The organism is Kitasatospora sp. NPDC048194, from assembly GCF_043202455.1.
GTDB lineage: Bacteria > Actinomycetota > Actinomycetes > Streptomycetales > Streptomycetaceae > Kitasatospora.
In genome coordinates, this window is sequence record NZ_JBIDAK010000030.1 from 45,847 (window position 1) to 68,736 (window position 22,890).

General features: G+C 73.0%; 16 protein-coding genes (1 of these 16 only partly in view). 12 read left to right on the top strand and 4 right to left on the bottom strand.

From position 1 onward, the window contains the following. The 4 genes from ACGF07_RS28280 to hppD all read right to left on the bottom strand — a co-directional run. A protein-coding gene (locus ACGF07_RS28280) for an amino acid adenylation domain-containing protein (RefSeq protein WP_392903214.1) crosses the window boundary here: on the bottom strand, positions 1 to 10,034 show its 5' portion. The gene continues 6,919 nt to the left of window position 1, outside the view; 10,034 of the gene's 16,953 nt are visible here — the first part of the coding sequence; it begins with the start codon at positions 10,032 to 10,034; the stop codon falls past the left edge of the window. Between the two features lie 122 nt (positions 10,035 to 10,156). After that, positions 10,157 to 10,972: an ABC transporter permease gene (locus ACGF07_RS28285; protein WP_392903216.1), complete on the bottom strand. Its 816-nt coding sequence runs from the start codon at positions 10,970 to 10,972 to the stop codon at positions 10,157 to 10,159. Further along, positions 10,969 to 11,955 carry an ATP-binding cassette domain-containing protein gene (locus ACGF07_RS28290; protein ID WP_350742242.1) on the bottom strand — a complete coding sequence of 329 codons (987 nt, stop codon included), beginning with the start codon at positions 11,953 to 11,955 and terminating at the stop codon, positions 10,969 to 10,971. Before ACGF07_RS28290 ends, ACGF07_RS28285 begins: the two co-directional genes overlap by 4 nt. A gap of 30 nt (positions 11,956 to 11,985) precedes the next feature. Further along, positions 11,986 to 13,170 carry a 4-hydroxyphenylpyruvate dioxygenase gene (hppD, locus tag ACGF07_RS28295; RefSeq protein ID WP_392903219.1) on the bottom strand — a complete coding sequence of 395 codons (1,185 nt, stop codon included), beginning with the start codon at positions 13,168 to 13,170 and terminating at the stop codon, positions 11,986 to 11,988. Between the two features lie 290 nt (positions 13,171 to 13,460). Between hppD and ACGF07_RS28300 the strand changes: the two genes are divergently transcribed. Genes ACGF07_RS28300 through ACGF07_RS28355 form a run of 12 tightly spaced genes read left to right on the top strand, consistent with a single transcriptional unit; the run spans position 13,461 to position 22,883 of the window. Continuing rightward, positions 13,461 to 13,709 (top strand): phosphopantetheine-binding protein, encoded by a 249-nt coding sequence (locus ACGF07_RS28300; RefSeq protein ID WP_350742238.1) that lies wholly within the window; start codon positions 13,461 to 13,463, stop codon positions 13,707 to 13,709. A gap of 54 nt (positions 13,710 to 13,763) precedes the next feature. After that, positions 13,764 to 15,005 (top strand): beta-ketoacyl-[acyl-carrier-protein] synthase family protein, encoded by a 1,242-nt coding sequence (locus ACGF07_RS28305; protein ID WP_350742236.1) that lies wholly within the window; start codon positions 13,764 to 13,766, stop codon positions 15,003 to 15,005. Beyond that, positions 15,002 to 16,141 (top strand): beta-ketoacyl-[acyl-carrier-protein] synthase family protein, encoded by a 1,140-nt coding sequence (locus ACGF07_RS28310; protein WP_392903222.1) that lies wholly within the window; start codon positions 15,002 to 15,004, stop codon positions 16,139 to 16,141. Before ACGF07_RS28305 ends, ACGF07_RS28310 begins: the two co-directional genes overlap by 4 nt. Next, the gene (locus ACGF07_RS28315; RefSeq protein ID WP_392903224.1) at positions 16,138 to 17,079 is read left to right on the top strand and encodes a beta-ketoacyl synthase N-terminal-like domain-containing protein; all 942 of its coding nucleotides are present in this window, start codon (positions 16,138 to 16,140) and stop codon (positions 17,077 to 17,079) included. Before ACGF07_RS28310 ends, ACGF07_RS28315 begins: the two co-directional genes overlap by 4 nt. Next, positions 17,079 to 18,017: an alpha/beta fold hydrolase gene (locus tag ACGF07_RS28320; RefSeq protein WP_392903259.1), complete on the top strand. Its 939-nt coding sequence runs from the start codon at positions 17,079 to 17,081 to the stop codon at positions 18,015 to 18,017. Before ACGF07_RS28315 ends, ACGF07_RS28320 begins: the two co-directional genes overlap by 1 nt. 44 nt (positions 18,018 to 18,061) lie before the next feature. Then, the gene (locus ACGF07_RS28325; RefSeq protein WP_350742230.1) at positions 18,062 to 19,081 is read left to right on the top strand and encodes a hypothetical protein; all 1,020 of its coding nucleotides are present in this window, start codon (positions 18,062 to 18,064) and stop codon (positions 19,079 to 19,081) included. Positions 19,082 to 19,130: 49 nt separating this feature from the next. Further along, positions 19,131 to 20,240, top strand: coding sequence for a beta-ketoacyl synthase N-terminal-like domain-containing protein (locus ACGF07_RS28330; RefSeq protein ID WP_392903226.1), 1,110 nt, complete (start codon positions 19,131 to 19,133; stop codon positions 20,238 to 20,240). A gap of 35 nt (positions 20,241 to 20,275) precedes the next feature. Then, positions 20,276 to 20,545: an acyl carrier protein gene (locus ACGF07_RS28335; protein ID WP_350742226.1), complete on the top strand. Its 270-nt coding sequence runs from the start codon at positions 20,276 to 20,278 to the stop codon at positions 20,543 to 20,545. Then, positions 20,542 to 20,994, top strand: a complete 453-nt coding sequence (locus ACGF07_RS28340) for a hypothetical protein (protein ID WP_392903228.1) — start codon at positions 20,542 to 20,544, stop codon at positions 20,992 to 20,994. The genes ACGF07_RS28335 and ACGF07_RS28340 overlap by 4 nt, the downstream gene beginning before the upstream one ends. Next, on the top strand, positions 20,991 to 21,509 hold the full coding sequence (locus ACGF07_RS28345; RefSeq protein ID WP_350742222.1) for a beta-hydroxyacyl-ACP dehydratase: 519 nt from the start codon (positions 20,991 to 20,993) through the stop codon (positions 21,507 to 21,509). Before ACGF07_RS28340 ends, ACGF07_RS28345 begins: the two co-directional genes overlap by 4 nt. After that, entirely contained in the window at positions 21,502 to 22,248 is a 747-nt protein-coding gene (gene fabG / locus ACGF07_RS28350; RefSeq protein ID WP_392903230.1) for a 3-oxoacyl-[acyl-carrier-protein] reductase, read from the top strand. The genes ACGF07_RS28345 and fabG overlap by 8 nt, the downstream gene beginning before the upstream one ends. A 17-nt stretch (positions 22,249 to 22,265) precedes the next feature. After that, positions 22,266 to 22,883 carry a DsbA family protein gene (locus ACGF07_RS28355; RefSeq protein ID WP_350742218.1) on the top strand — a complete coding sequence of 206 codons (618 nt, stop codon included), beginning with the start codon at positions 22,266 to 22,268 and terminating at the stop codon, positions 22,881 to 22,883. Positions 22,884 to 22,890 lie beyond the last annotated feature (7 nt).

A 22,890-nucleotide genomic window follows, 5' to 3' on the forward strand; every position in this document is an offset into this window, starting at 1 on the left:
GCGGTGGCGCTCAACGCCGCCGTCGACTCCTCGGACAGCTCGGTGGTCAGGCGCGACGGCACCACGACCTCGCGCGAGAGCTTGGCCGGGGCCAGCAGGGTGGGACCGTCCAGGCCGGCCAGCTCACGGCTCCAGGCCAGCTCCGCGGCGCCCCGGTCCTGCCGGCCCAGCCAGGCGAGGTAGTCCCGGTAGGTGTACGGCAGCCGGGGGGTGCGCTCGCCGCCGGTGTACAGCTCGAACAGCTCGGCGAAGAGCATCGGCATCGACCAGCCGTCCACCAGCATGTGGTGGTTGGTGAACAGCAGTTGGTGATGGTCGTCCCCGAGGCGGACGACGGTGAACCTGAGCAGCGGTGCGCTGCCCAGGTCGAAGCGGTGGCCCCGCTCCTGCTCGACGAGACCGCGCAGCCGCTCGGCGCGCTCCTCGGACCCCAGGTCCGACAGGTCGACGTGCGTCCACGGAAGGTCGACGGAGGCCACGACCACCGCGACGGTGTCGCGCAGGCCCTCCTGGCGGAACTCGGTCCGGAGGTTGGGGTGCCGCACCACCAGCTCGTCCCAGGCCGAGCGCAGCCGGGCCACGACCAGCGGCCCGCGGACGTCCAGGGTCAGCAGCGAGGTGTAGAGGTCCAGTTCGCCCTCGCTCACCATGCTCTGGAACATCAGACCCTGCTGCAGCGGTGCCAGCGGCAGGACGTCGACCAACGCCGGCTGGGCGGCTTCGAGCAGCTCCACCTCACGCATGGACAGCGACACGAGCGGGAAGTCGGACGGGGTCCGCCCGCCGGCCGCGGGATCCGTGGCGTGGGCCGCGAGCGCCTCGACGGACCGCAGCCAGGCCCGGGAGAGCTGCTCGACCTCCGGCTCGGCGAGCAGTTCACCCGCCCAGGTCCAGGTCGCCACCAGGACCGGACCTTCGGGACGGTCCTCGGTGACCAGGGTCAGGTCGACGGCGTGCTCCAACGGCATCCGCGGGTCGGCGCCGCCGATCAGGCCGGTCGTGCCGGCCGGTGCCCAGTCCTTGCCGGCCGCCCCGTCGGCGAAGCGGCCCAGGTAGTTGAAGCCCCACTCGGCGGACGGCAGCTCCGCCAGGGCGCGGGAGGTGCCCGGGTTGAGGTACCGCAGGAGGCCGTAACCTGCTCCGTTGCCGGGCAGCGCGTTGACCTGCTCCTTGATCCGCTTGACCGCCTGGCCCACGGACGGGCCGCCGAGCGAGACGTCCCCCCAGTCCAGCGGGCCGGGGTCGACCCGGACGGGGTGCTGTTCGGTGAACCAGCCGACCGTCCGCGACAGGTCGGCGCCGGCGAACAGGTCGTGCCGGCCATGGCTCTCGACGTCCACCAGCGGGCCCTCCGCCGGCTGCCCCCGGTGCCGGCGCCAGTCGGCGACGGCCAGGGCGAATCCGGCCAGCAGGATCTCGGTGACGCCGGTGGAGTAGGCCGCAGGAAGGATGGTGAGCAACGGAACGGTCTGCTCCGAGGGCACGGACACGGTGAGCGTCCGGGCGGTCGCGGCCACGTCCCGGGCCGGGTCCAGCACGCGGTCGGCCACGGCGGGGTCGTCGGTGCGCAGCAGGTCCAGCCAGAGCGGCAGCTCCTGCTCCCGCTCCGGGGTCCGGGCGAGCTCGGTCAGTCGCGTCGCCCAGGACCGCAACGAGGTCCCCACCCGGGGGAGCCGCGCTTCGCGGCCGGCTTCCTGCGCCTCCCAGGCGATCCGCAGGTCCTCCTGGAGGATCCGCCAGGACACCCCGTCGACGGCCAGGTGGTGGATGTTCAGCAGCAGCCGCCCGGCATGGGCGGGGCCGGCGTCGAACCACACCGCGTCGAGCACGGTCCCGGCCGTCGGGGCCAGCCGGGCCCGGGACAGCGGGAGCTCGGCGCGGAGCGCATCGTCGAAGGCCTCGTCACGCGCCCCGTCCCGCGGGACCTCGACCGCCGTACGGGACAGCAGGGCGTCGGCGTGGACCGCGCCCGGTTCCCGGACGGTCAACTGCCAGGCGCCGGCGTTCACGTCCAGCCGCAGGCGGAGCGCGTCGTGGTGGTCCACCACGGTCTGCAGCACCCGGGCCAGTCGGTCCGCCGTGGCGCCGGCCGGCAGCGACAGGACGAAGGCCTGGTGGAAGCCGTCGACCGGTCCGCCCAGTTCGTGCTGGGCGTGGACGATCGGCGTCAGCGGGACCTCGCCCACCGCGGCGGGGTCAGGGCTCGCCCCGCGGTCGGTGACCGTCGCCGCCCCGGCCGCCAGCGCGGCCACGGTGCGGCGCGTGAAGACGTCCCGGGGGCTGATCTCCAGTCCGGCGCGGCGGGCGCGGCTGACCAACTGGATGGAGATGATGCTGTCGCCGCCGAGCGCGAAGAAGTCGTCGTCGACCCCGACCGCGGGCAGGCCCAGCACCTCCTGGAACAGTGTGCACAGCGTGTGCTCGGCCGGCGTGGCCGCCGACCGCGAGGAGACCGCGACCGTGAAGTCGGGTGCGGGCAGCGCGGCGACGTCGAGCTTGCCGTTCACGGTGAGCGGCAGTTCCGCGATCGGCACCACCGCGGCCGGAACCATGTACTCGGGCAGGACCCGGGCCAGGTGGGCGCGCAGCTCCGCCGGGTCCACCGGCCCGGCCGTTCCGACCGCGTAGGCCACCAGCCGGGTCACCGCGGGCGCGTCGGTCCGGGCGACCACCGCCGCTCGGGACACGGTGGGGTGTGCGGCCAACGCCTGCTCGATCTCGCCGAGTTCGATGCGGTAGCCGCGGATCTTGACCTGTTCGTCCGCGCGGCCGAGGAACTCGATCAGCCCCTGCCCGGACCAGCGCACGACGTCTCCGGTGCGGTACATGCGCCCGCCCGAGCCGAACGGATCGGCGACGAACCGGTCCGCTGTCAGCGCCGGCCGACCGGCGTAGCCCCGGGCGACCTGCGGCCCGGCGAGGTACAGCTCGCCCGGTGCGCCCGGGGGCACCGGTTGGAGCGCGCCGTCGAGCACGTACGCCCGCCCGTTGCGCAGCGGGCCGCCGATCACGGGCTGCTCCCAGTCGCTGAGCGGGAACGACAGGGCGTCAATGGTGTACTCGGTCGGGCCGTAGAAGTTGTGGCTCGCCGTTGTACGGGCGGCGCGCAGACGTGCCCAGAGATCCGGGCCGAGCGCCTCACCGCCGAGCATCAGCACCGCTGGCGCCGTGTCGGCGTCGTCCAGGAGCCCGGCGTCCAACAACTGGGCGCAGTACGACGGGGTCACGTCGAGGAAGTCGACGCGTTCCGTCGCGACGTAGGACACCAGAGCCCGCGGATCCCGGCGCACGTCGTCGTCGATGATGTGGAGTTCGTGGCCGGCCAGCATCCACAGCACGCCGTCGAAGGACGTGTCGAACGACAGCGAGGCGGTGAGGGCGGCGCGGAAGCGCCGCCCGCCCGCGGCTGCCACCGCCGGCTCGAAGAGGTCCTGCCGGTGGGCCGCGAACAGGTTCATCAGGTTGCGGTGCTCGACCCCGACGCCCTTGGGAACGCCGGTGGAACCGGAGGTGTGGATCAGATAGGCCAGGTTCTCCGGGCGCGCCGCGTCACCCGGCTCGTCCGGGGTGCGGTCGTGGGCCGGGAGCGCGGCGAGTTCGGTGACGGTGGCCGCGTCGTCCAGGAGCAGGAGGGAGTCCCGGGACAGCCCCGGGGCGAGCCCGGCGGCCAGGTCGCGGGTGGTCACCACGACGACCGGGTCGGTGTCCTCGATCGCGAACCCGATCCGTTCGGAGGGCAGCGCGGGGTCGATCGGCAGGTAGGCCCCGCCGGCCTTCAGGACGGCGAACATCGTGACGACGGTGTCCACACCGCGCGGCATCAGGAGACCGACCGTCCGCTCCGGCCCGACCCCGCGGCCGGTCAGAAGACGGGCGAGCCGGTTGGCCCGGGCGTTGAGCTCCGCGTACGTCAGCGCGCCGTCGGTGCCGACCAACGCCCTGAGGTCCGGCGTCCGTGCGGCCTGTTCCTCCAGCAGCCCGACGACGGTGCCGGCCGCCGCCGGAGCGGCCGCGCCGCGCCCCTGGCCGAGGACCGCTGCGCGTGCGGCGGGATCCAGCAGCCGGACCCGGCCGACCGGCTGCTCCAGGTCCTCGGCGAACTGCTCCAGGACGTGCACCAGAGCCGCCGCGACGGCCTGGACGTGCTCGGTCGTGAGCAGGTCGGTGCGGTGCCCCAGTCGCAGGCGCAGCGACTCGCCCATCATCACGGCGATGCTCAGCGGGTAGTGCGTGTCGTCCCGGCCGTCGATCGCCGCGACCCGCAGACCACCGTCCGCCGTCTTCAGCGACTCCGGCTCGAACGGGTAGTTCTCGATCACCAGCAGGGTGTCGAAGAGCTCGCCGACACCGCCCAGGCGCTGCACCTCGGCCAACGGCAGGTGCTGGTGGGCGGTCAGCTCGGCCTGCTCGCCCTGCAGACGGCTGAGCAGCCCGTGCACGGGCTCGGCGCGGTCGAACCCGGCCCGGACGGGCAGGGTGTTGATGAACAGGCCCAGCATCGACTCGATGCCGTCGACCTCCGGCGGCCGGCCCGCGACGGTGCCGCCGAAGACGACGTCCTGGGTCCCGGTCAGGCCGCCCAGCAGCACCGCCCAGGCGCCCTGCACGAGCGTGCCGAGAGTGATCCCGTGCCGTCGGCCGGCACGCTCGAGGGCGCCCGTGAGCCGGGGACCCAGCTCCACCGCGATCTCGGCGACGCTGCCGCCGACCGGTTGCGCGTCCCGGGCGGCGAGTCGGGTCGGACCCGCGAGGCCGGCCAGCGCGGTGCGCCAGGCGGCCTCGGCTGCGGCCCGGTCCTGGCCGCGCAGCCACTCCGAGTACGCGTGGTAGTCGACGGCCGGCCGCAGCGCGGTGGAGTCGCCGTCCGCGGCGTACCCGCTGAGGACCTCCTGCAGCAGCAGCGGCACCGACCAGCCGTCCAGGAGGAGGTGGTGGTGGGTGAAGACGAGACTGTGCCGGTCCGTCGCGGTCCGAACCAGGACGAAGCGGAACAGCGGTGGGCGACTGGGCGTGAAGCGGGGCTGGTCGGCCAGGACGCGGTCCAGCTCCGCGGCCCGGGCCTCCTGGTCGAGGCCGCTCAGGTCGATCTCCTGCCACGGCAGGGAGAACGCGCGGGGTACGAACTGGAGCGGAGCGTCCGACCCGTCGTGCCAGAAGCCCGCCGTGAGCTGGGGGTGGCGGCGCAGCGAAGCCTCCACGGCGCGGCGCAGCCGCGCCGGCTCGACCGGCCCCTCCAGGTCGAAGCGGAACTGCACGGTGTAGGCGTCGCTCTGCCGCGTGTCGTACTCGGCGTGGAACAGCAGGCCCTGCTGCAGAGGGGCGAGCGGCAGCACGTCGGCCAGCGGGCCGACCTCGGCCTCCAGGGCGTCGAGTCGGCTCTGCGTCACCTCGGCCAGCGGGACGTCCGCGGGGCTGATGCCACCGCTGTCAGGCCGGGCGGCGTGCGAGGCCAAGCCCTCCAGCGCCTCGACCCACCGCCGCGTCAGGGCGCTCACGGCGTCGTCGGTCAACACTCCGCCCGGCCAGGACAGCACCGCGGACAGCTCCGCCCCTTCGGCCCGCTCCTGCGCCAGTACGTTGACCTGCAGCGCGTGGCTGACCGGCATCGACGGGTCCTCGGCGCCGGTGAACCCGTCCAGGCCCGGCAGTGGGGTCCACGCCTGTGAGAGGTCGGGGGAACCGAAGCGTCCGAGGTAGTTGAACAGGATCTGCGGGGCACGGCCGTCCGCACGGGAAGGCAGGGTATTCGGCGCGGCCAGGTGGCGCAGGATGCCGTACCCGATCCCGCCGTCGGGGACGGCCCGCAGCTCCTCCTTGACCCGCCGCAGCACCAGCCCGGCGGCCGGGCCGCCGGCGGCGAGGTCGGCGAAGTCCAGTGCGGCGAGGTCGAAGCGGGCGGGGAACAGGGTGGTCAGCCAGCCCACGGTGCGGGTCAGGTCGACGTCGTGCTCGACGGCCTCCCGGCCGTGGCCCTCCAGGTCCAGCAGCACCGTCGGCTGCGATCCGCGGCCCAGGTCGGTCCGCCACTGCGCGACGGCTGCGGTGAAGCCGGCCAGCAGGACCTCGCGGACGCCCGTGTGGAAGGCGGTCGGGACGGTGGTGAGCGTGGCGGTGGACAGGTCGGCGGGCAGGGTGAGCGTCAGGTGGCGCTGCGCCCCCGCCAGGTCGAGCGCGGCGTCCAGCGGGCGGTCGCCCAGCAGCGGGTCGTCGGTGCTCAGGATGTCACGCCAGTAGGGCAGTTCGGCTTCCCGAGCGCCGTCGGCGGCCTGCGCGGTGAGCAGGCCGGCGAAGCGGCGCAGCGAGGTGCCGACCGGCGCGGGCCGGGGGTCGCCCCCTCCGCGCACGGCCTGCCAGGCCGCCGCCAGGTCGGGCAGCAGGATGCGCCACGAGACGCCGTCGACCACCAGGTGGTGCAGGACGAGCAGCATCCGGCCGGGCTGCTCCGGGCCGGCGTCGAACCACACGGCCTGCAGCATCACGCCGTCGAGCGGCGCCAGTCGGCCGACCGCGGCCTGGGATTCGCGTTCGATCGGGTCGTTCGCCGGGTCGCCGCCGAGGACCACGTGCCGCAGGCAGGCGGCCGCCGACACCGTGCCGCGCGGCGCGACGGCCAGCCGCCAGGCGCCGTCACCGGGCGCCAGCAGCCGGGCGCGCAGGGCATCGTGGCCGTCGAGGAGCGCCTGGAGGGCCGCGGTCAGATCGTCGGCGCCGGCCCCGGCAGGGGTGGTGAAGGTCATCGCCTGGTGGTACCGGTCGATCCGACCGCCCCGCTCCTGGAGCCAGCGGATCACGGGGGTGGCGGGAAGCTCACCGGTGTCGGGTCCCCGGTCGTCGGCCGTGGCCGGACCGTGCTCGGCCACCGCTGCCAGCGCCTCGACGGTGCGGCAGTGGAAGACGTCGCGGGTGGTGAACCGGAGACCGGCGCGCCTGGCGGTGCCGACCAGCTGGATCGACAGGATGCTGTCGCCGCCCAGGGCGAAGAAGTCGTCGTCGATGCCGACGCGCGGTAGGTTCAGCACCTCGGCGACGAGGTCGCACAGCAGCGACTCCCGGGCGGTACGCGGGGCTCGGCCGGACACCCCGGCGCTCAGGTCCGGTGCCGGCAGGGCGGCGCGGTCGATCTTGCCGTTCACCGTCAACGGCATCGTCGGGACGGACACGAAGGCGCTCGGCACCATGTAGTCCGGCAGGGCGGAGGCGGCGAGCCGGCGCAGTTCCGCCGGGTCGAACGGTTCATCGGCCGCCGGCACCACGTAGGCGACCAGCGTGGTTCCGCCCGGCCCGTCGGTGCGGGCGAGGACGGTGGCCTGCGCCGTGCCCGGGAGGTTGCCGAGCACGGCCTCGATCTCGCCCAGCTCGATCCGGAAGCCGCGCACCTTCACCTGGTCGTCGGCCCGGCCGACGTATTCCAGCGAGCCGTCCGGCTGTCGCCGGGCGAGGTCACCGGTGCGGTACATCCGTCGGCCGGCCGCGGCGAAGGGCGCGGCGACGAACCGGCTCGCCGTCAGCCCGGGGAGTCCCAGGTACCCGCGGGCCAGACCGTCACCGACCACGTAGAGCTCGCCCACGACGCCGGCGGGCACCGGCTGCAGCGCCTGGTCCAGGACGAGCAGGTCCAGGTCGGCCAGCGGACCGCCGATGAGGCTGCCGGATGCGCGGGCGGCGCCGGCTCGGTCGAGCGCGAGGTGGCTGACGTGCACCGTGGTCTCGGTGATCCCGTACATGTTGACCAGCACGGGAGCGTCGTCGGGCCGGTGGTCGTACCACGCCGCCAGGCTGCCCAGGTCCAGCGCCTCACCGCCGAAGACCACGTACCGCAGGTCCAGCGGCCGGTCGGGACGCTCCCGGTCGGCCTGGACGAGCTGGTGGAACGCCGACGGGGTCTGGTTCAGCACGGTCACGTGTTCCTCGGCCAGCAGCGCGAGGAAGTCCTCGGGGGAGCGCGACACGTCGAACGGCACCACGACGAGCCGGCCGCCGTGCAGGAGAGGGCCCCAGAGCTCCCAGACCGAGAAGTCGAAGGCGAAGGAGTGGAACATCGTCCACACGTCGGCGGGCCCGAACTCGAAGTGCTCGGCGGCGGAGGTGAACAGGCGCGACACGTTGCGGTGGCTGACCACGACGCCCTTGGGGCGTCCGGTGGAGCCCGAGGTGTAGATGACGTAGGCGGAGTTGTCCGGCGTCAGCCCCTCGACCACCGGTTCGGTGGACGGCTCCTGGGCCAGCGCAGCCAGGACCTCGGGCGCGTCCACGACCAGCCGCTCCACGGCGGACCACCGGTCGGCAGCGCCGTCCGCGGCGCCGGCGGTCACCAGCAGGGCGGGACGCGCGTCGCTGAGCATGAACGCCAGCCGGTCGGCGGGTGCCTCCGGGTCCATCGGCACGTAGGCGGCACCGGTCTTGAGAACGGCCAGGACGGCCACGACGAGGTCCAGCGACCGCGGCAGTGCCAGGGCGACGTACCGCTCCGGGCCCGCGCCCCGGCGGATGAGGTGGTGGGCCAGCCGGTTGGCCCGGGCGTCCAGCTCGCCGTACGTCAGCGTGGTGCCCGCGTACGTCAGTGCCGGGGCGCCCGGCGTCCGCCGGACCTGCTGGGAGAACAGACCGGTCAGCGTCGCGTCCGGAGCCGGAGTCAGGGGCCCGGCGGCGGTGCCGCTGACCGCCGGAGCGGTCGCCGTCCCGGAAGGGGTGTCGATCGCGAGCCGGCCGAGCGGGAGGTCGCGGTCGGCCGAGGCGAGCTGCTCGAGGACCAGGCCCAGGCGGCGCCGGTGCGTGTCGACCTCGTCGGCCCCGTACCGGTCGGCATTGCCGTCGACGTCGATGCGCAGCTCGGTGCCCCCGGCCCGGGTGTGCACCACGACCGAGAGGTCGTCGGTCGGCCCGATCGACAGGTTGTGCACGGTGGCGGGGTGCCCGTCGAAGGCCAGCTCGGTCCCGAACGCCATGACGTTGACCTGGGGGCCGACCAGGACGTTGTCCGGGCCGGTGCCGCCGTGCTCGCGGCGCAGGTCCTCGTAGCGGTACCGCTGGTGCCGCATGATCCCGCGCAGGCGCTCCGAGACGTGGCGCAGCGCCTCGTCGACCGTCATGCCGGAGCGCAGCGACAGCCGCAGCGGCAGCACGTTGGAGACCATGCCCGGCGTCTGCAGGGCGGTCCGGCCGAGCCGCGTCGTCACCGGTATGCCGAGCGTCACCTCGTCGGTTCCGGCGACGCGCTGCAGATAGACCGCCACCGCGGTGAACACGGCCACCGGCCAGGCCACCGCCGCCTCGCGGGCCGCACCGCGAAGTCCGTCCAACTCCGCCGAGCCCAGCGTCATGGTGCTCCGCACCTTGGTGCGCGGCAGCGTCGGCGGCCTGTCGATGAACGACGCAGGCGTGGGCGCGTCCGCGAGCTCGAGGGCCCAGAACGCCCGGTCGGCTTCGAACTGCTCCGACGCCCGGTAGGCGGCGTCCGCCTCGACCAGTTTGGCGAGCGGCAGGAACGGCGGGGCGACCTCCCGGGCCGGATCCGCCGTGTAGAGCTCGGCGACGCGCCGGGCCACCGCGGACACCGTGAAGCCGTCCGCCACCAGGTGGTGGTAGTGGTGGAACCACAGGTAGCGGTCCTCCTCCACGGCGAACAGCACGCTTCCGAAGAGCGGGTCGGCGCCCGGGTCCAGGGGCGTGGCCAGGATCCGCCGCATCTCCTGCTCGGCCGCGGCCCGGGGATCGGGCGCCCGGCGCAGGTCCACCAGCGGCAGCGCCCAGTCAGTCACCGGTTCGACGACCTGGTGGGGGCCGTCCGGCCCGGGGACCACCCGTGCGCGGAGCGTCTGCGCCTCGTCCAGGGTCTGCCGGATTGCTTGCTCCAGCCGTCGGGCGTCGACCGGGCCGGCGATCTCCAGGTACTCGCCGCCTTGGTAGGCCGTACTGAAGGGGTCGAGCTGCTGCGCGTGCCAGATGCCCGACTGCGCAGCGGTCAGTGCAAGTTCGCGCCTCGAGCGGTCGGCCACATCTTCGCTCGCGGTGCGCTTCGAGGTCTCGCTAGGCACGGTACGTCCCCTTCTGCAATGAACAAGGCGGTGAGAGAGCCCGAACGGAAACCGGGCGACGTGCCCAGCCGGGGGCTGGGCGACGTCGCGTCCGGTTCGGGTGACGGCGTTGAGGGCAGGCCCTAGATCCGGCGTCCGTACGCCCGGATGGCCAACGGCACGAAGACGGCGAACACGACGCCACACGCCAGCACCGTCGACAGCGCGTGCGAGCCGACTCCGGACGTCGGGCCGGTCAGCAGGCCCCGGATGGAGTCGGTCAGCAGTGACACGGGGTTGATCTTGGACCAGGCCTGGAGCCAGCCGGGCAGGGTGCTGGTACCGACCAGGGTGTTGCTGCCGAACGCCAGCGGGAACAGCAGCATCATCACGAGCATGCTGACCGACTCGGGCTTCTTGGCCACCAGGCCGATCGTCAGGGCGATCCAGGAGAAGGCGAACGACACCAGGAGGACCAGCAGCACTGCCACCAGGATCGAGAACGGGTTGGTGTGGGTCCGGAACCCGACGCAGAACCCGAAGACCAGGATGACGACGGTGGCGGCCGCCTGCCGCGGAAGGTCGCCGATGATGTGCGCGACCAGCGGGGCGGACCGGGCGATGGGCAGGCTGCGGAAGCGGTCGAAGATGCCCTTCTCGATGTCGCTGTTGATGCCCTGACCCACGTTGGTGACCATGAAGGCCGCGTTCTGGGCCAGCATGCCCGGCAGCAGGAACTGGAGGTAGTCCGACTGGCTGCCGGACACCGCGCCGCCGAAGAGGACCATGAAGAGCAGCATCATGATGATCGGCTGCAGGGCACTGAACACCACGAGCTGCGGTGCTGACCGGAGCTTGGTCAGGTTGCGTCCCGCCAGGATCAGGGTGTGGCTCAACAGTCCGCCGCGGACCGCGCCCGTGAGCGGTGCGGGACGGACGCTCGGATCGGTGACGCTCATCGGTGGCTCCCTTCAACGGCTCCGGCCGCCACGGCCTCGGGGGCGGCCGTGGGCTCGACGCGGCCGGTCAGGGCGAAGAACACCTCGTCCAGGGTGGCCTGCCGCAGCGCCAGTTCGACGAACGGGACGTCGGCGTCCTCCAGGCGTTGGGCCAGCAGGCGCAGGGACTTCGCGTCGCCTGCCGGGGCACCGATCAGACCGGTGTCCTGGTCCACGGTCGCCTCCGACCCGCTGATCGCCGTGAGGTAGCCGGCCACTTCGGTGCACCGGGCCCGGTCCAGCACCCGCACCTCCAGCGTCAGCCCGCCCACCCGGGCCTTCAGCTCGGTCGGCGTACCGGTGGCGACCACCCGCCCTTGGTTCAGCACCACCAGGTCGTTGGCCAGTTGGTCCGCCTCCTCGAGGTACTGCGTGGTGAGCAGCACCGTCACGCCGTCCTTGACGAGTTCGCGCACGAGCGCCCAGACCTCGCTGCGGCTCCGCGGGTCCAGACCGGTGGTCGGCTCGTCGAGGAAGAGCACCCTGGGGCGACCGACCAGGCTGGCGGCCACGTCGAGTCGGCGCCGCATGCCGCCGGAGTAGGTCTTGGCCATCCGGCGGGCCGCCGCCTCCAGTTGGAACCGCTCGATCAATTCCGTCGCACGCTCGCGTGCCCCCGCGCGGGAGAGGCCCAGCAATCGTCCGATCAGCTCCAGGTTCTGCTGCCCGGACAGTTCGTCGTCGACCGCCGCGTACTGGCCGGTGAGGCCGATCGCGGCACGCACCCGGTCCGGATCGGCCGCGACGTCGTGGCCGCTCACCCAGGCCCGCCCCTCATCGGGGTGCAGGAGGGTCGAGAGGATCCGTACCGTGGTCGTCTTGCCAGAGCCGTTCGGGCCCAGCAGTCCCAGGACCGTGCCGGCTCGAGCGGCGAAGTCGATCGCGGACAGGGCCGCGGTCCCGGCATAGGACTTGGTCAGGCCCTCGACGCGGATGGTCTCCACAGCAGCTCCTTTCTCTTCGGGTTCCGCCGCTCACCGTCCGGCTGACGGCTGTGCTTCCGGGGCGGACAGCAGGGCCTGCCGAGCGTCCTGCTCGCGCTGCCGGGTCTGTTCGTGGTGGAGTTCGACCGCCTCGTAGAGCGCCTTGATGTTGCCGCTGCCGAAGGTCTTGGCACCGGCCCGCTCGATGACCTCGAAGAAGTAGGTGCCGCGCGGGTGGGTGGACCGGGCGAAGACCTGGAACAGCTGTCCCTCGTGGTCCTCGTCGACCAGCAGGTTCAGTCCGCGCAACTCGTCCACGGAATGCCGGGAGACCTCGAGGCGGTCCGCCAGGAGCTCGTAGTACGTCCCGGGGGTGGACAGGAAGTCCACTCCGCGCCGCACCAGTTCACCGACGGAGGCGACGATGTCCTCGGTGGCCATGGCGATGTGCTGGACGCCGGCGCCGCCGTGGTTCTTCAGGAACGAGTCGATCTGTCCCGGGTCGCGGCTCAGGTCCGGCTCGATGACGGTGAACGTGACCTGGCCGGACGCGCTCTGCACCACCTTCGAGTTCATGGCCTGGGTGCCGACGACGATGCGCTCCTCGAAGATCATGCTGAAGTCGAGGACGCTGCAGTAGAAGTCGACGACCTGGTCGAGCTGCCCGGCTTCGACGCAGACCGCGAAGTGGTCGACCTCGCGCAGCCCCAGCTCTGCAGGGACCGGCAGGTCGGTCTGCGGGACGAATCCCGGGAGGGCGTGCCGCGCGCCGTCGACCGGACGCTGCACGAAGGTGTGCACCACGTCCCCGAACGCCTTGATCGTGGCGAGGACGAATCCGTCCCGCTCCGTCGGTGCCGCCACCGGGTCGGCGCCGCGGCGGACCGCCTCGTGGAAGGCGGTGCGGGCGTCGTCGGTGCCGAGCGCGATGTCGGCCACACCCTCGCCGTGCAGTTCGAGGTAGGCGGAGCCCGGGTGGTCCTCCGTCAAGGGTTCGGTCAGCACGAAGAGGATGTCGGACGCCGCCAACGTGTAGGAGTGGGCCGTTCCCGGAACGCGGGCGCGCCCGACGGGCCGCAGGCCGTAATTCCCCGCGAAGGTCCCGGCCTTCGATGCGAGGTCGCTTACATAGACTTGAATGTGGTCAACGGTAAGGCCCGTGAAACACGTGGTCCGGTTGTCCGCGCTCACTGAGAACCCACTCCTAGTCGTCTGGGTGGTCCATTCGCCGATCATCCGTGGCCATGCTGGCCGGTCGGCCTCTCCAACTGACACCCCACATCGAAGAATCGAGTGTGGGTGTGGATCCGCCGTCGCGTTCGACGACTGGGTCAGGGCCCGATGGTGCAGGAGTTCGTGACGGGATTCCCGCAGGGTGGCAGGTTGCTGCAGTTCCGTGCGGACCGACTTGGCAGCATTCTGCCGTCGCTGTTGCCGGTGCCGGAGGCGATGCCATAGAACGATCCCCGGCAGAAAACCCCGTCAGTCGGCTCCGAGAGTCCTACCGAAAAGGAAGGGAATCCATTATGGCTTCGTACGAGGAGCAGTTCCAGAAGATCAAGGAGATCGTCTGCGACATTCTCGAGATCGAGGAGGACGAGGTCAGCGAGACCAGTCTCTTCAAGGAGGACCACAACGCCGACTCGCTGCGTTCGATCGAGATCCTCGCGAATCTGGAGAAGCAGTTCAACATCACCATCGACCAGTCCGAACTGGCCCGGATGGTGAACCTCAAGGGCGTTTACGAGGTCGTCTCCGAGGCCGCCGGCTGGTAGCCGGAAACATCGTTCGGACAGGGCAGCACCGGGACACGGGACGGAGAGGTCGGGATGGCGATGTCGGGACAGGACGGCCCGCGCAGGGTGGTGATCACCGGGCTGGGCGTGGTCTCCAGCATCGGGATGGGAGCCGGTGAGTTCCTGCACGGCCTGCGCGGCGGAAGCAGCGGGGCCAAGCCGATCACCGTGTTCGACGTGGAGGGGTTCGACCACGCGAACGGTTGCGAGGTGGTCGGCTTCGAACCGGAGCAGTGGATCCGCCACCTGCCCGTGGACCAGCTGGGGCGGGCGACGCAGTACTCCGTCGCCGCGGCCCGGATGGCGGTCGAGGACGCCGGGCTCGACCTGCCGGTGTGGCGGTCGCTGCCCGGCGTCGTGACCGTCGGCACCACCGACGGGGAGTCCCGCGACCTCGACCACATGGTCGAGGCCGAGGTCCGGTTCGGGCCCGAGCACATGGCGCCCGAGTCGGCCCGCCGCGTCGCGGCCGGGCGGCTGTCCGCCGCCATCGCCCAGGAGCTGGAGCTGGCCGACGTCGAGGCGGTGACGATCCCGACCGCCTGCGCCGCCGGCAACTACGCGATCGGCTACGGCTTCGACGCGGTCCGCTCCGGTGAGGCCGAGTACGCCCTGTGCGGCGGCGCGGACGCCATGTGCCGCAAGACCTTCTCCGGGTTCTACCGCCTGGGCACCATCGCGCCCGACCGGTGCCGGCCCTTCGACGTGGACCGCAAGGGCATCCTCACCGGCGAGGGGGCGGGCATCCTGGTGCTGGAGAGCCTCGACTCCGCGCTCGCCCGCGGGGCGCGCATCTACGCCGAGGTGCTCGGGTACGGCCTGAACTGCGACGCCTACCACCAGGTGGCGCCCAATCAGGACAGCGTCGGCCGCTGCATGGAGATCGCCCTGGAGAACGCCGGGGTCAAGCCGGAACAGGTCGACCTCATCTCCGCCCACGGCACCGGCACCAAGGCCAACGACGTCACCGAGGCGCGCGCGATCCGCGAGGTGTTCGGGACGCAGCCGCCGAAGGTCATCTCCATGAAGTCGATGATCGGCCACACCATGGGGGCCGCGAGCGCGCTGTCCGCGATCGGCTGCGCACTGGCCATCACCAACGGCTTCATCCCTCCCACGATCAACCACACCACCACCGACCCCGAGTGCGACGTCGACTGCGTGCCGAACACCGCGGTCGAGGCCGAGCTGCGGATCGTCCAGAACAACGGGCTCGCGTTCGGCGGCAACAACGCGGTGGTGCTGCTCGGGAAGTACGACGGGGTGCCGGCATGACCTGGGCCGTGACCGGTACCGGCGCGGTCGCCAGCGTCGGCCGCGACCCGGGGGAGCTGTTCGCCAACCTGTGCGCCGGAGTGTCCGGCGTGGGCGAGCTGAAGGGCTTCGACCTCAGCCGCCACGACGCCCGCTTCGCCTACGAGGTGGACGACCGCCCCGAGCCCGGGGCCGACGTGCCGCGCCGGGCGACCGCGCTGCTGGTCGACGCGATCGCCCAGGCCGCCCGCGACGCCGGACTCGACGAGCGCGACCTCAGCGGCGTGCCGGTCCTGATCGGCACCGGTCTGCGGGAACTGCGCTCGGTCGAGCTGTGGCAGCGCGACGGCACCGACTTCCCCCCGCAGGACCTGCACTTCGGCACCGCGCTGCGGGCGGCCTTCAACGCCGACGACACCCACACCTTCTCCAACGCCTGCTCCGCCGGGCTGTACGCGCTCGCCCTGGCCACCGACCTGCTGGACGGCGGCACGGCCGAGACGGTGATCGTCGCGGGCGTGGACGTGCTCACCGAGACCATGTACGGCCTGCTGGAGCGGGTCCAGCCGGTGCCGCCGGAGCGGGTGCGGCCCTTCGACCGCAACCGGGCCGGGGTGCTCATGGGCGAGGGCGCGGCGGCCGTCGTGCTGACCCGCACCCCCGCCGCGGGCCGGAAGGTGCACGGCGTGGTGCGCAGCGTCGCCGTCAACTGCGACGCCTACCACGTCACCGCGCCCGATCCGGTCGGCATCGCGGAGGCCATCCGGGAGGCCCAGGCCGCCGCGGGCCGCAAGCCCGCCGACATCGACCTGGTCATGGTGCACGGCACGGGCACCCTGCTCAATGACGAGGCCGAGGCCGTCGCCCTCGCCGACGTGTTCGGCGAGGACGCCGACAAGCCGCTGATGACGGCCATCAAGTCCATGACCGGCCACACCTCGGGCGCGTCCGGACTGCTCAACCTGGTCGTGACGCTGACCGCGCTGGCCGAGGGCCGGGTCCCGCCGACCGTCGGCCTGGACGACCCGGTGGACGAGGCGGCCGGCTTCCGGATCGTCACCGGGGAGGCGGCCCGGGCGCCCCTGGCGGTGGCCCAGTTGAACGCATTCGGCTTCGGCGGCGTAAACGCCGTGGCGATCGTGGAGGCGGCTCGATGAACGTCGTGGTGACCGGGACCGGCGTGGTGCTGCCCCGCGCGGCATCGGCCGGCGAACTGATCGAGCCGGGGCCGGCCGACGCGCCCCCGGTCGAGCCGAAGGACCTCCTCGGGAGGAAGGGCCTGCGCTACAAGGACCGGGCGACCCAACTCGCGTACTGCGCGGCCCGGGCGGCGCTGCGCGACGCCGCGCTGGTGGACACCGGCGGTGCGCTGGCGGCCGCCCCGCTGAGCGTCGCGGTGGTCGTCAGCTCCAACTACGGCAACATCGACACCATCACCCGGGCGATGGACACCATCACCCGGGAGACCGCGGCGGCCGGCAGCCCGATGGACCTGCCGAACGCCTCCAGCAACGTCGTTGCCTCCTCCATCGCGATCCGCTTCGGACTGCGCGGCCCCAACCTGATGCTGTGCAACGGCGCCACCTCCGGGATCGACGCCCTCCGCTGGGGCGCCGGACTGATCCGCGCCGGCCGGGTCGCCCGGGCACTCGTCCTGGGCGTCGAGCCCGACAACGAGGCGGTGCGCGCCTTCCTCGGCGGCGCCCGTACGGTGGACGGCTCGGCGGCCGTGGTGCTGGAGGACGCCGAGGCGGCGGCCGAGCGGGGCGCGCCCGCGCTGGCCGTGCTGGGCGACGCCGTGCGCGGCGCCGGCTTGGCGGCCTCGCTGGGCAGGCTCTCGGACGCGGCGGGCGAACGCCCCGCCCTGTGGCAGGTGCCGGAGACGGACGACCTGCCCGGGGCGCTGCTGGACGGCGTGCCGCGCCAGGACCTCGGCGCCCGCTTCGGCCTGGCCTCCGGCGCGCTCGGCGTGCTCCAGTGCGCGGCGGCCGTCGGTTGGTTCGCCCGCGGCGGCGCCGGCCCGGTGTACGCGAGCGCGGGCGGTGACGCCGACGACGCCAGCGCCGGCCTCGTCCTGCTCCGGCCGGCTGCGTGATGTCCGGCCCGGGCAGCCTGCTGACCGCCGGAGCGGCGCCGAAGAGCCCGCCCGGCCCGCTCCCCCCGGTGGTCGTCCACCGCCGCGCGGCCGGCGGCCCCGGCCGGATGCTGCTGCTCCACGGACTGGCCAACAGCGCGAGCGTCTGGGACGCCTTCCTCGCCGCCGACCGGCCGGACGGCTCCTTCCCCGCCGCCGACAGGCCGGGCGGCTGCTTCCCCGCCGCCGACAGGCCGGACGGCTGCTCCCTCGCCGCCGACAGGCCGGACGGCAGCCCCGAGGTCTGGGCCGCCGACCTGCCCTGGCGCGGCGACTGCGTGGCCCACTGGAGTTCGCGCGGCGACGTGGTGCCGTACGTGGCCGACGCGCTGCGTGCGGTGCCCGGCGGCGCCGGCGTGGTGGTCGGCCACTCGATGGGGGCCAACAGCCTGCTGGAGTTCCTCCACCGGGAGGTGGAGCGCGGCGCCGACCCCTTCACCGAGTACGGCATCCGCGCCCTCGTCCTGGTGTCCCCGTTCTACCGGCGCTCGGTGGAGGACTTCACCTGGCAGTCGGTGGAGACCGCCGTCCAGAACTTCGTCCGGACCATGACCGAGGGCGTGCGGGTGCACGCCGGCGGCCGGGTCCCGGACGACCTGATCGAGGAACTCGGCGGCCGGGTCCGCGAACGGGTCGGCGCCTACGGCTGGATCCGGTTCTTCGAGACCTACCTGGCCACCCCGTGGCTGCGCACCGAGCGGTTCCCCGTGCCCTGCCTCGTGATCGCGGGCGAGCACGACTCGATCGCGCTCCCGGAGGAGGGCCGCCTGCTGGCGGCCGACCTGCCGCAGGGGCGCTTCCACCTGCTGCCCGGCAGCGGGCACTTCCTGATGATCGAGCAGGCGGGCGACCTCGCCGCCGTGGTCGATCAGTTCGTCAGCACCTTGCCGGCCGCGTGACAGACAGGCGGCCCCGGACCCACACCACCAGGGGAGCACCTCCGATGACCACCGTGACCGAAAGCGCAGTCAAGGCGCTCCTCACCAGCGAGACGACGGTGCCGCTGCGCACCCGCTTCGAGGGCGCCAACATCTGCACCTGGATCGGCTTCAAGCACATCAACTACCTCGTCGAGGAAGCCGTCCTGCTCCACTTCGCCGAGTCCGGCCTGGACGCCCGCACGCTCTACACCGAGCACGGCCTCGGCGTGGACCTCGTCGACCTCGACACCCGCATCCTCAGCGCCCTCTTCATGGACGAGACGGTCGAGGCGCACGTCGTCCCCAAGGCCGGTGACGAGGACACCGCCGTCTCGTTCACCGTCACCCTGACCGGGGAGCGCGACGGCTCGCCGACCAAGCTGGTCGCCGCCCGGGGCAAGGCCGTGCTGCGCCGCGAGAGCTACATCGAGGCCGCGAGCGAGCCGCCGGCCCCGATCGCCCGTTTCGTGACGGACCGCCTCGGCACGCCGGTGCCCGGTCTCCTGACACCGCCGGACATCTCCGGGCTCGACCTCACCGCGGCCACCACCTCGCTGTCCGCCGGCCGCGGCACCACCGGCCCCGACCCGGTGCTCGACCTGCTCACCGCCGGCACCAACTCCTTCGGCTGGAAGTGGCGCATCCCGTACCCGTACTGCCACTTCTCGGAGCGCCTGCAGATGTCCAGCTACCTGCGGCAGATGGAGGAGGTCGTCGACCTGTTCCTGGCCGACCGGGGCATCTCGGTGCGGACCCTCATGGACGAGCGCCGCTGGATCCCCGCCTGCCCGCACTCGAGGATCCAGATCGTCGACGAGGCGCTCATGGAGGAGGAGCTCTACACCGTCTACACGGTGGAGGACGTCTTCAAGGACTTCACCTACACCTCGCGGATGGACTGCTACGTGGTGCGCGACGGCAAGCTCGTCCAGACCGCCACCGGCAAGGTCACCCACGGCTACGCCGTCGTCGACAACCGGCGCGAGTGGAACCTGGTCACCTTCGACGAGCGCGTCGCCAAGGCGCTCCGGGGCGAGGCCTGACCGCCCTGCCGGTCCGGCAGGCGAATCCGCGGAGAGCAACGGAGTGGATATGAGTACGACCCCGACACTTGAGAACCGTACGGTCATCACGGCCTGGTCGGCGGTGTCGCCGTTCGGCATCGGCCGGGCGGCGTTCGCCGAGGGGCTGCGGGAACGCCGGGCGGCCGAGGCGCCGCTGGACCGCGAGCCCTGGCAGGCCCCCGCCGCCACCGCCTGCCTGGTACCGGACTTCGACATCCGCACGGTGCTCGGCAAGAAGGGCACCCGGTCGATGGACCGGGCCACCGGCCTCGCCGTCACCACGGTCGGCCGGCTGCTCGACGACGCGCCGCGCAACCGGCGGGTCGCCACCGGCGAGGACTCCGCGCTGGTGCTCGGCACGACCATCGGCAGCGTGCAGAGCCAGATGGACTTCACCCGGGACTCGTTCACCGGTGAGAAGCCGTACTTCGTGGACCCGGCGCGGTTCCCGAACGCCGTGATGAACTGCGCCGCCGGCCAGAGCGCGATCTGGCACCAGCTCAAGGGCGCCAACACCACCATCGCCGGCGGCCACGCGGCCGGCCTGTACGCCCTCAACTACTCCCGCCGGCTGCTGCAGTTCGGCCGGGCGCGGACCGTGCTGTGCGGCGCCGTCGAGGAGTTCTCGCACGCCCGCTCCTGGCTGGACGCCCACTCCCACGACCCGCGGGCCGACGGCGCGGCCCAGCCGGCCGGCGAGGGCTGCGGCCTGCTGCTGCTCGAACGCGCGGACGCGGACGACCCGGACCAGTCGGTCCTGGCCGAGCTCCTCGCCGTCCGGATGGGCATCGCCCTGGACGGGGACGTCCGCACGGCCCTGTCCTCCTGCCTGGAGGGCGCGCTGCGCCGCGCGCAGGTGCGGCCGGAGGAGCTGTGGGCGGTGTCCACCAGCGAACTGCCCGGACCGCTGGGCGAGCAGGAACGGGCTGTGGTCGAGGCGGCCACCGCCGGTGCCGACCCGCGGCGCCTCACCCAGACCGCCCTGCTCGGCGACACGGTGGCCGCGTCGGCGGCCTTCCAGGTGGCCGGCGTCCTGGTGCACGCCGAGGACGACCCCTCGGCCGCGGGCCGGGTCGCCCTGGTCACCTCGGTCGACCGCGACGGCGCGGTCGGCTGCGCGCTGATCCGCCTGCGCTGAGCACGAATCCCCCAACCCACGGAAGGAACACCGCCATGACGACCCAGGAGGCCTCGGCCGCGGCCGTGCTGGACAAGGAGGACCTGCGCGCGGCGATCGCCCGGGTCCTCGACGTGGACGTCACCGAGGTCGGCGACGACACGCGCTTCGTCGAGGACCTGGAGGTCGACTCCCTGCTGGCGCTGGAGGTGGTGGTCGCCCTGGAGAAGAAGTACGGCCTGCGGCTGGAGGAGAGCGCGTTCCCCCGCATCACCTCGCTGGCCGGCGCCCACGAGGTGCTCGCCGAGAAGCTCCGGTCGGCGTGAGCCGGCCGCGAGCGGTGAGCCCCGTCAGCGCGGCGGTCAGTCCCGCCACCGCGGCGGTCAGCCCCGTCACCGCGGCGGTGCGGTTGGTCCGGCCCCCGGCGCCCGACGCCCGGGGCCGGACGGCCGCGGCCACCGGCGTCGTGATCGGGGCGGACGAGCCGGTGCTGCCCGGCCACTACCCGGGCTTCCCGATCTTCCCCGGAGTCTGCGTGATCGAGTGCGTACGGCTCAGCGCGCTGGCCGCGCCGCCGCCCGGCGCGGGACCGCTGACGATGGACGAAGTGGAGTCGACGCGCTTCCTGAGCCCGGTCTTCCCGGGGGACGAACTGAGCGTCGAGCTGACCTGGCGCGCGGGCGCCGCGGGCTGGACCTGCACCGCCGAGGTCGCCACCGCCCGCGCGGCGGCGGCCCGGGTGCGCGTGCGCTTCACCACGGGGGAGGAATCGTGACGGGCCCGGACCGAACCGCCCGCGCCGGGCAGCCGGAGATCCGGCGGGCCCTGCCGCACCGCTTCCCGATGCTGCTGGTCGACCGCGTGCTCGACGTCGTCCCGGGCGAGCGCATCACCGCGGTCAAGGCCGTCACCTGCAACGAGCCCTGGTACCGGGACCTGCCCGAGGGCGCGGAGGACTTCGGCTACCCGCAGGTGCTGCTGATGGAGTCCTGGTGCCAGGCGGCCGGCCTGCTGGCCACCTGGGAGGACCCCAACCCGGACGTGCTCACCGGGAAGGTCATGCTGTTCGGCGCCGTGACCGGCCTGCGCTACCACGGGCCGGTGCTGCCCGGGGACGTCCTGGAACACCGGGCGACCATCACCAGGACGCTCGGCGACACCCTGATCATCGCCGGCGAGAGCCGCGTCGACGGCGCACCCGTGCTGACCGTCGACAGCGCCGTGCTGGCCTTCCGCCCGGCCGGCGAGCTCCGGCCCGACCCCGCCCTCATTGGAGAGAGCCATGGCTGAGAACGACACCCGGGTGGCGCTGGTCACCGGCGGCTCGCGCGGCATCGGCCGCGCCACCGTGCTGCGCCTCGCCCAGGACGGCTTCGACGTCGCCTTCTGCTACCAGTCCAACGAGGAGGCGGCCCGCCTCCTGGAGAAGGAGGTCCGGGAGCTCGGCGTCCGGGTGCTGGGCCGCAAGGTCGACGTGCGCGACCTCGCGTCGGTGCGCGGGTTCGTCGAGGAGACCGAGCAGGAGCTCGGCCCCGTCGACGCCGCCGTGACCGCCGCCGGCATCACCCGCGACAACCCGCTCGTCCTGATGAAGGACGAGGAGTGGCACCAGGTGCTCGACACCAACCTGGACGGGGTGTACAACGCCTGCCGCGCCGTCGTGTTCGGCATGATGAAACGCAAGGGCGGGGCGATCGTCAACATCTCCTCCGTCGCGGGCGTCCACGGCAACGCCACCCAGACCAACTACTCCGCCTCCAAGGCCGGGATCATCGGCTTCTCCCGGGCGCTGGCGAAGGAGGTCGGCCGCTACGGCATCCGCGCCAACGTGGTCGCCCCCGGCTTCATCGACACCGACATGACCTCGGTCCTCACCGACAACGTGAAGGACAAGGCGCTGGAGTCGGTGCCGCTGGGCCGCCTCGGCACCGCCGACGAGGTCGCCGACCTGGTCGCCTACCTGGTCTCGCCGCGCGCCGGCTACATCACCGGCGCCGTCCTGCAGATCGACGGCGGCATCACCATCTAGAGTCCCAGGAGCCTGAGTTGGCCCTCGAACCGGCACGCTGGTACTTCTCCCTGCGCAGCCCCTACTCGTGGCTGGCCTTCCGGGAGCTGACCGAGAACGCACCCGACGTGGCGGAGCGGATCGAATGGCGCCCCTACTGGGAGCCGGGCGGCGCGACCGCCCGGCTCCTGGCCGGGACGGACGTCCGGCTGCCCTACGTCCCGATGTCGAAGGAGAAGCACCTCTACATCCTCCAGGACGTCAAACGCCTCGCCGCCGAGCGGGGCCTGACCGTCGCCTGGCCCGTCGACACCGCCCCCGACTGGGACGTCGCCCACCTCGGCTGGCTGGTCGCCGAGGACGCCGGCCGGGGCCGCGACTACCTCGCCCGGATCTACCGGGCCCGCTTCGAACAGGGCCTGGACATCTCCGAGCGGTCCGTCGTCGCCGAGGCCGGCGCGGCGGTCGGCCTCGACCCGGACGCCGTCGGCAACGCCGTCGACGACCCGGCGATCCTCGCCCGCGGCGTCGAGGCGCTGCGCACCCTCGGCCGCGACGGCGTGTTCGGGGTGCCGTTCTTCATCCACGGGCCGGACCGCTACTGGGGCTCGGACCGCCTGGCCGGCTTCCTGGCGAGCGTGCGCGCGGCGGCGTAGCGGGCGC

What these genes read in the sequence shown, in the direction of transcription:
- fabG (WP_392903230.1), top strand. Translation starts at nt 21,502, where the DNA reads ATGGCTGAGAACGACACCCGGGTGGCGCTGGTCACCGGCGGCTCGCGC.
- ACGF07_RS28330 (WP_392903226.1), top strand. Translation starts at nt 19,131, where the DNA reads ATGAGTACGACCCCGACACTTGAGAACCGTACGGTCATCACGGCCTGG.
- ACGF07_RS28285 (WP_392903216.1), bottom strand. Translation starts at nt 10,972, where the DNA reads ATGAGCGTCACCGATCCGAGCGTCCGTCCCGCACCGCTCACGGGCGCG.
- ACGF07_RS28310 (WP_392903222.1), top strand. Translation starts at nt 15,002, where the DNA reads ATGACCTGGGCCGTGACCGGTACCGGCGCGGTCGCCAGCGTCGGCCGC.
- ACGF07_RS28320 (WP_392903259.1), top strand. Translation starts at nt 17,079, where the DNA reads ATGTCCGGCCCGGGCAGCCTGCTGACCGCCGGAGCGGCGCCGAAGAGC.
- hppD (WP_392903219.1), bottom strand. Translation starts at nt 13,170, where the DNA reads ATGATCGGCGAATGGACCACCCAGACGACTAGGAGTGGGTTCTCAGTG.
- ACGF07_RS28315 (WP_392903224.1), top strand. Translation starts at nt 16,138, where the DNA reads ATGAACGTCGTGGTGACCGGGACCGGCGTGGTGCTGCCCCGCGCGGCA.
- ACGF07_RS28325 (WP_350742230.1), top strand. Translation starts at nt 18,062, where the DNA reads ATGACCACCGTGACCGAAAGCGCAGTCAAGGCGCTCCTCACCAGCGAG.
- ACGF07_RS28300 (WP_350742238.1), top strand. Translation starts at nt 13,461, where the DNA reads ATGGCTTCGTACGAGGAGCAGTTCCAGAAGATCAAGGAGATCGTCTGC.
- ACGF07_RS28305 (WP_350742236.1), top strand. Translation starts at nt 13,764, where the DNA reads ATGGCGATGTCGGGACAGGACGGCCCGCGCAGGGTGGTGATCACCGGG.
- ACGF07_RS28335 (WP_350742226.1), top strand. Translation starts at nt 20,276, where the DNA reads ATGACGACCCAGGAGGCCTCGGCCGCGGCCGTGCTGGACAAGGAGGAC.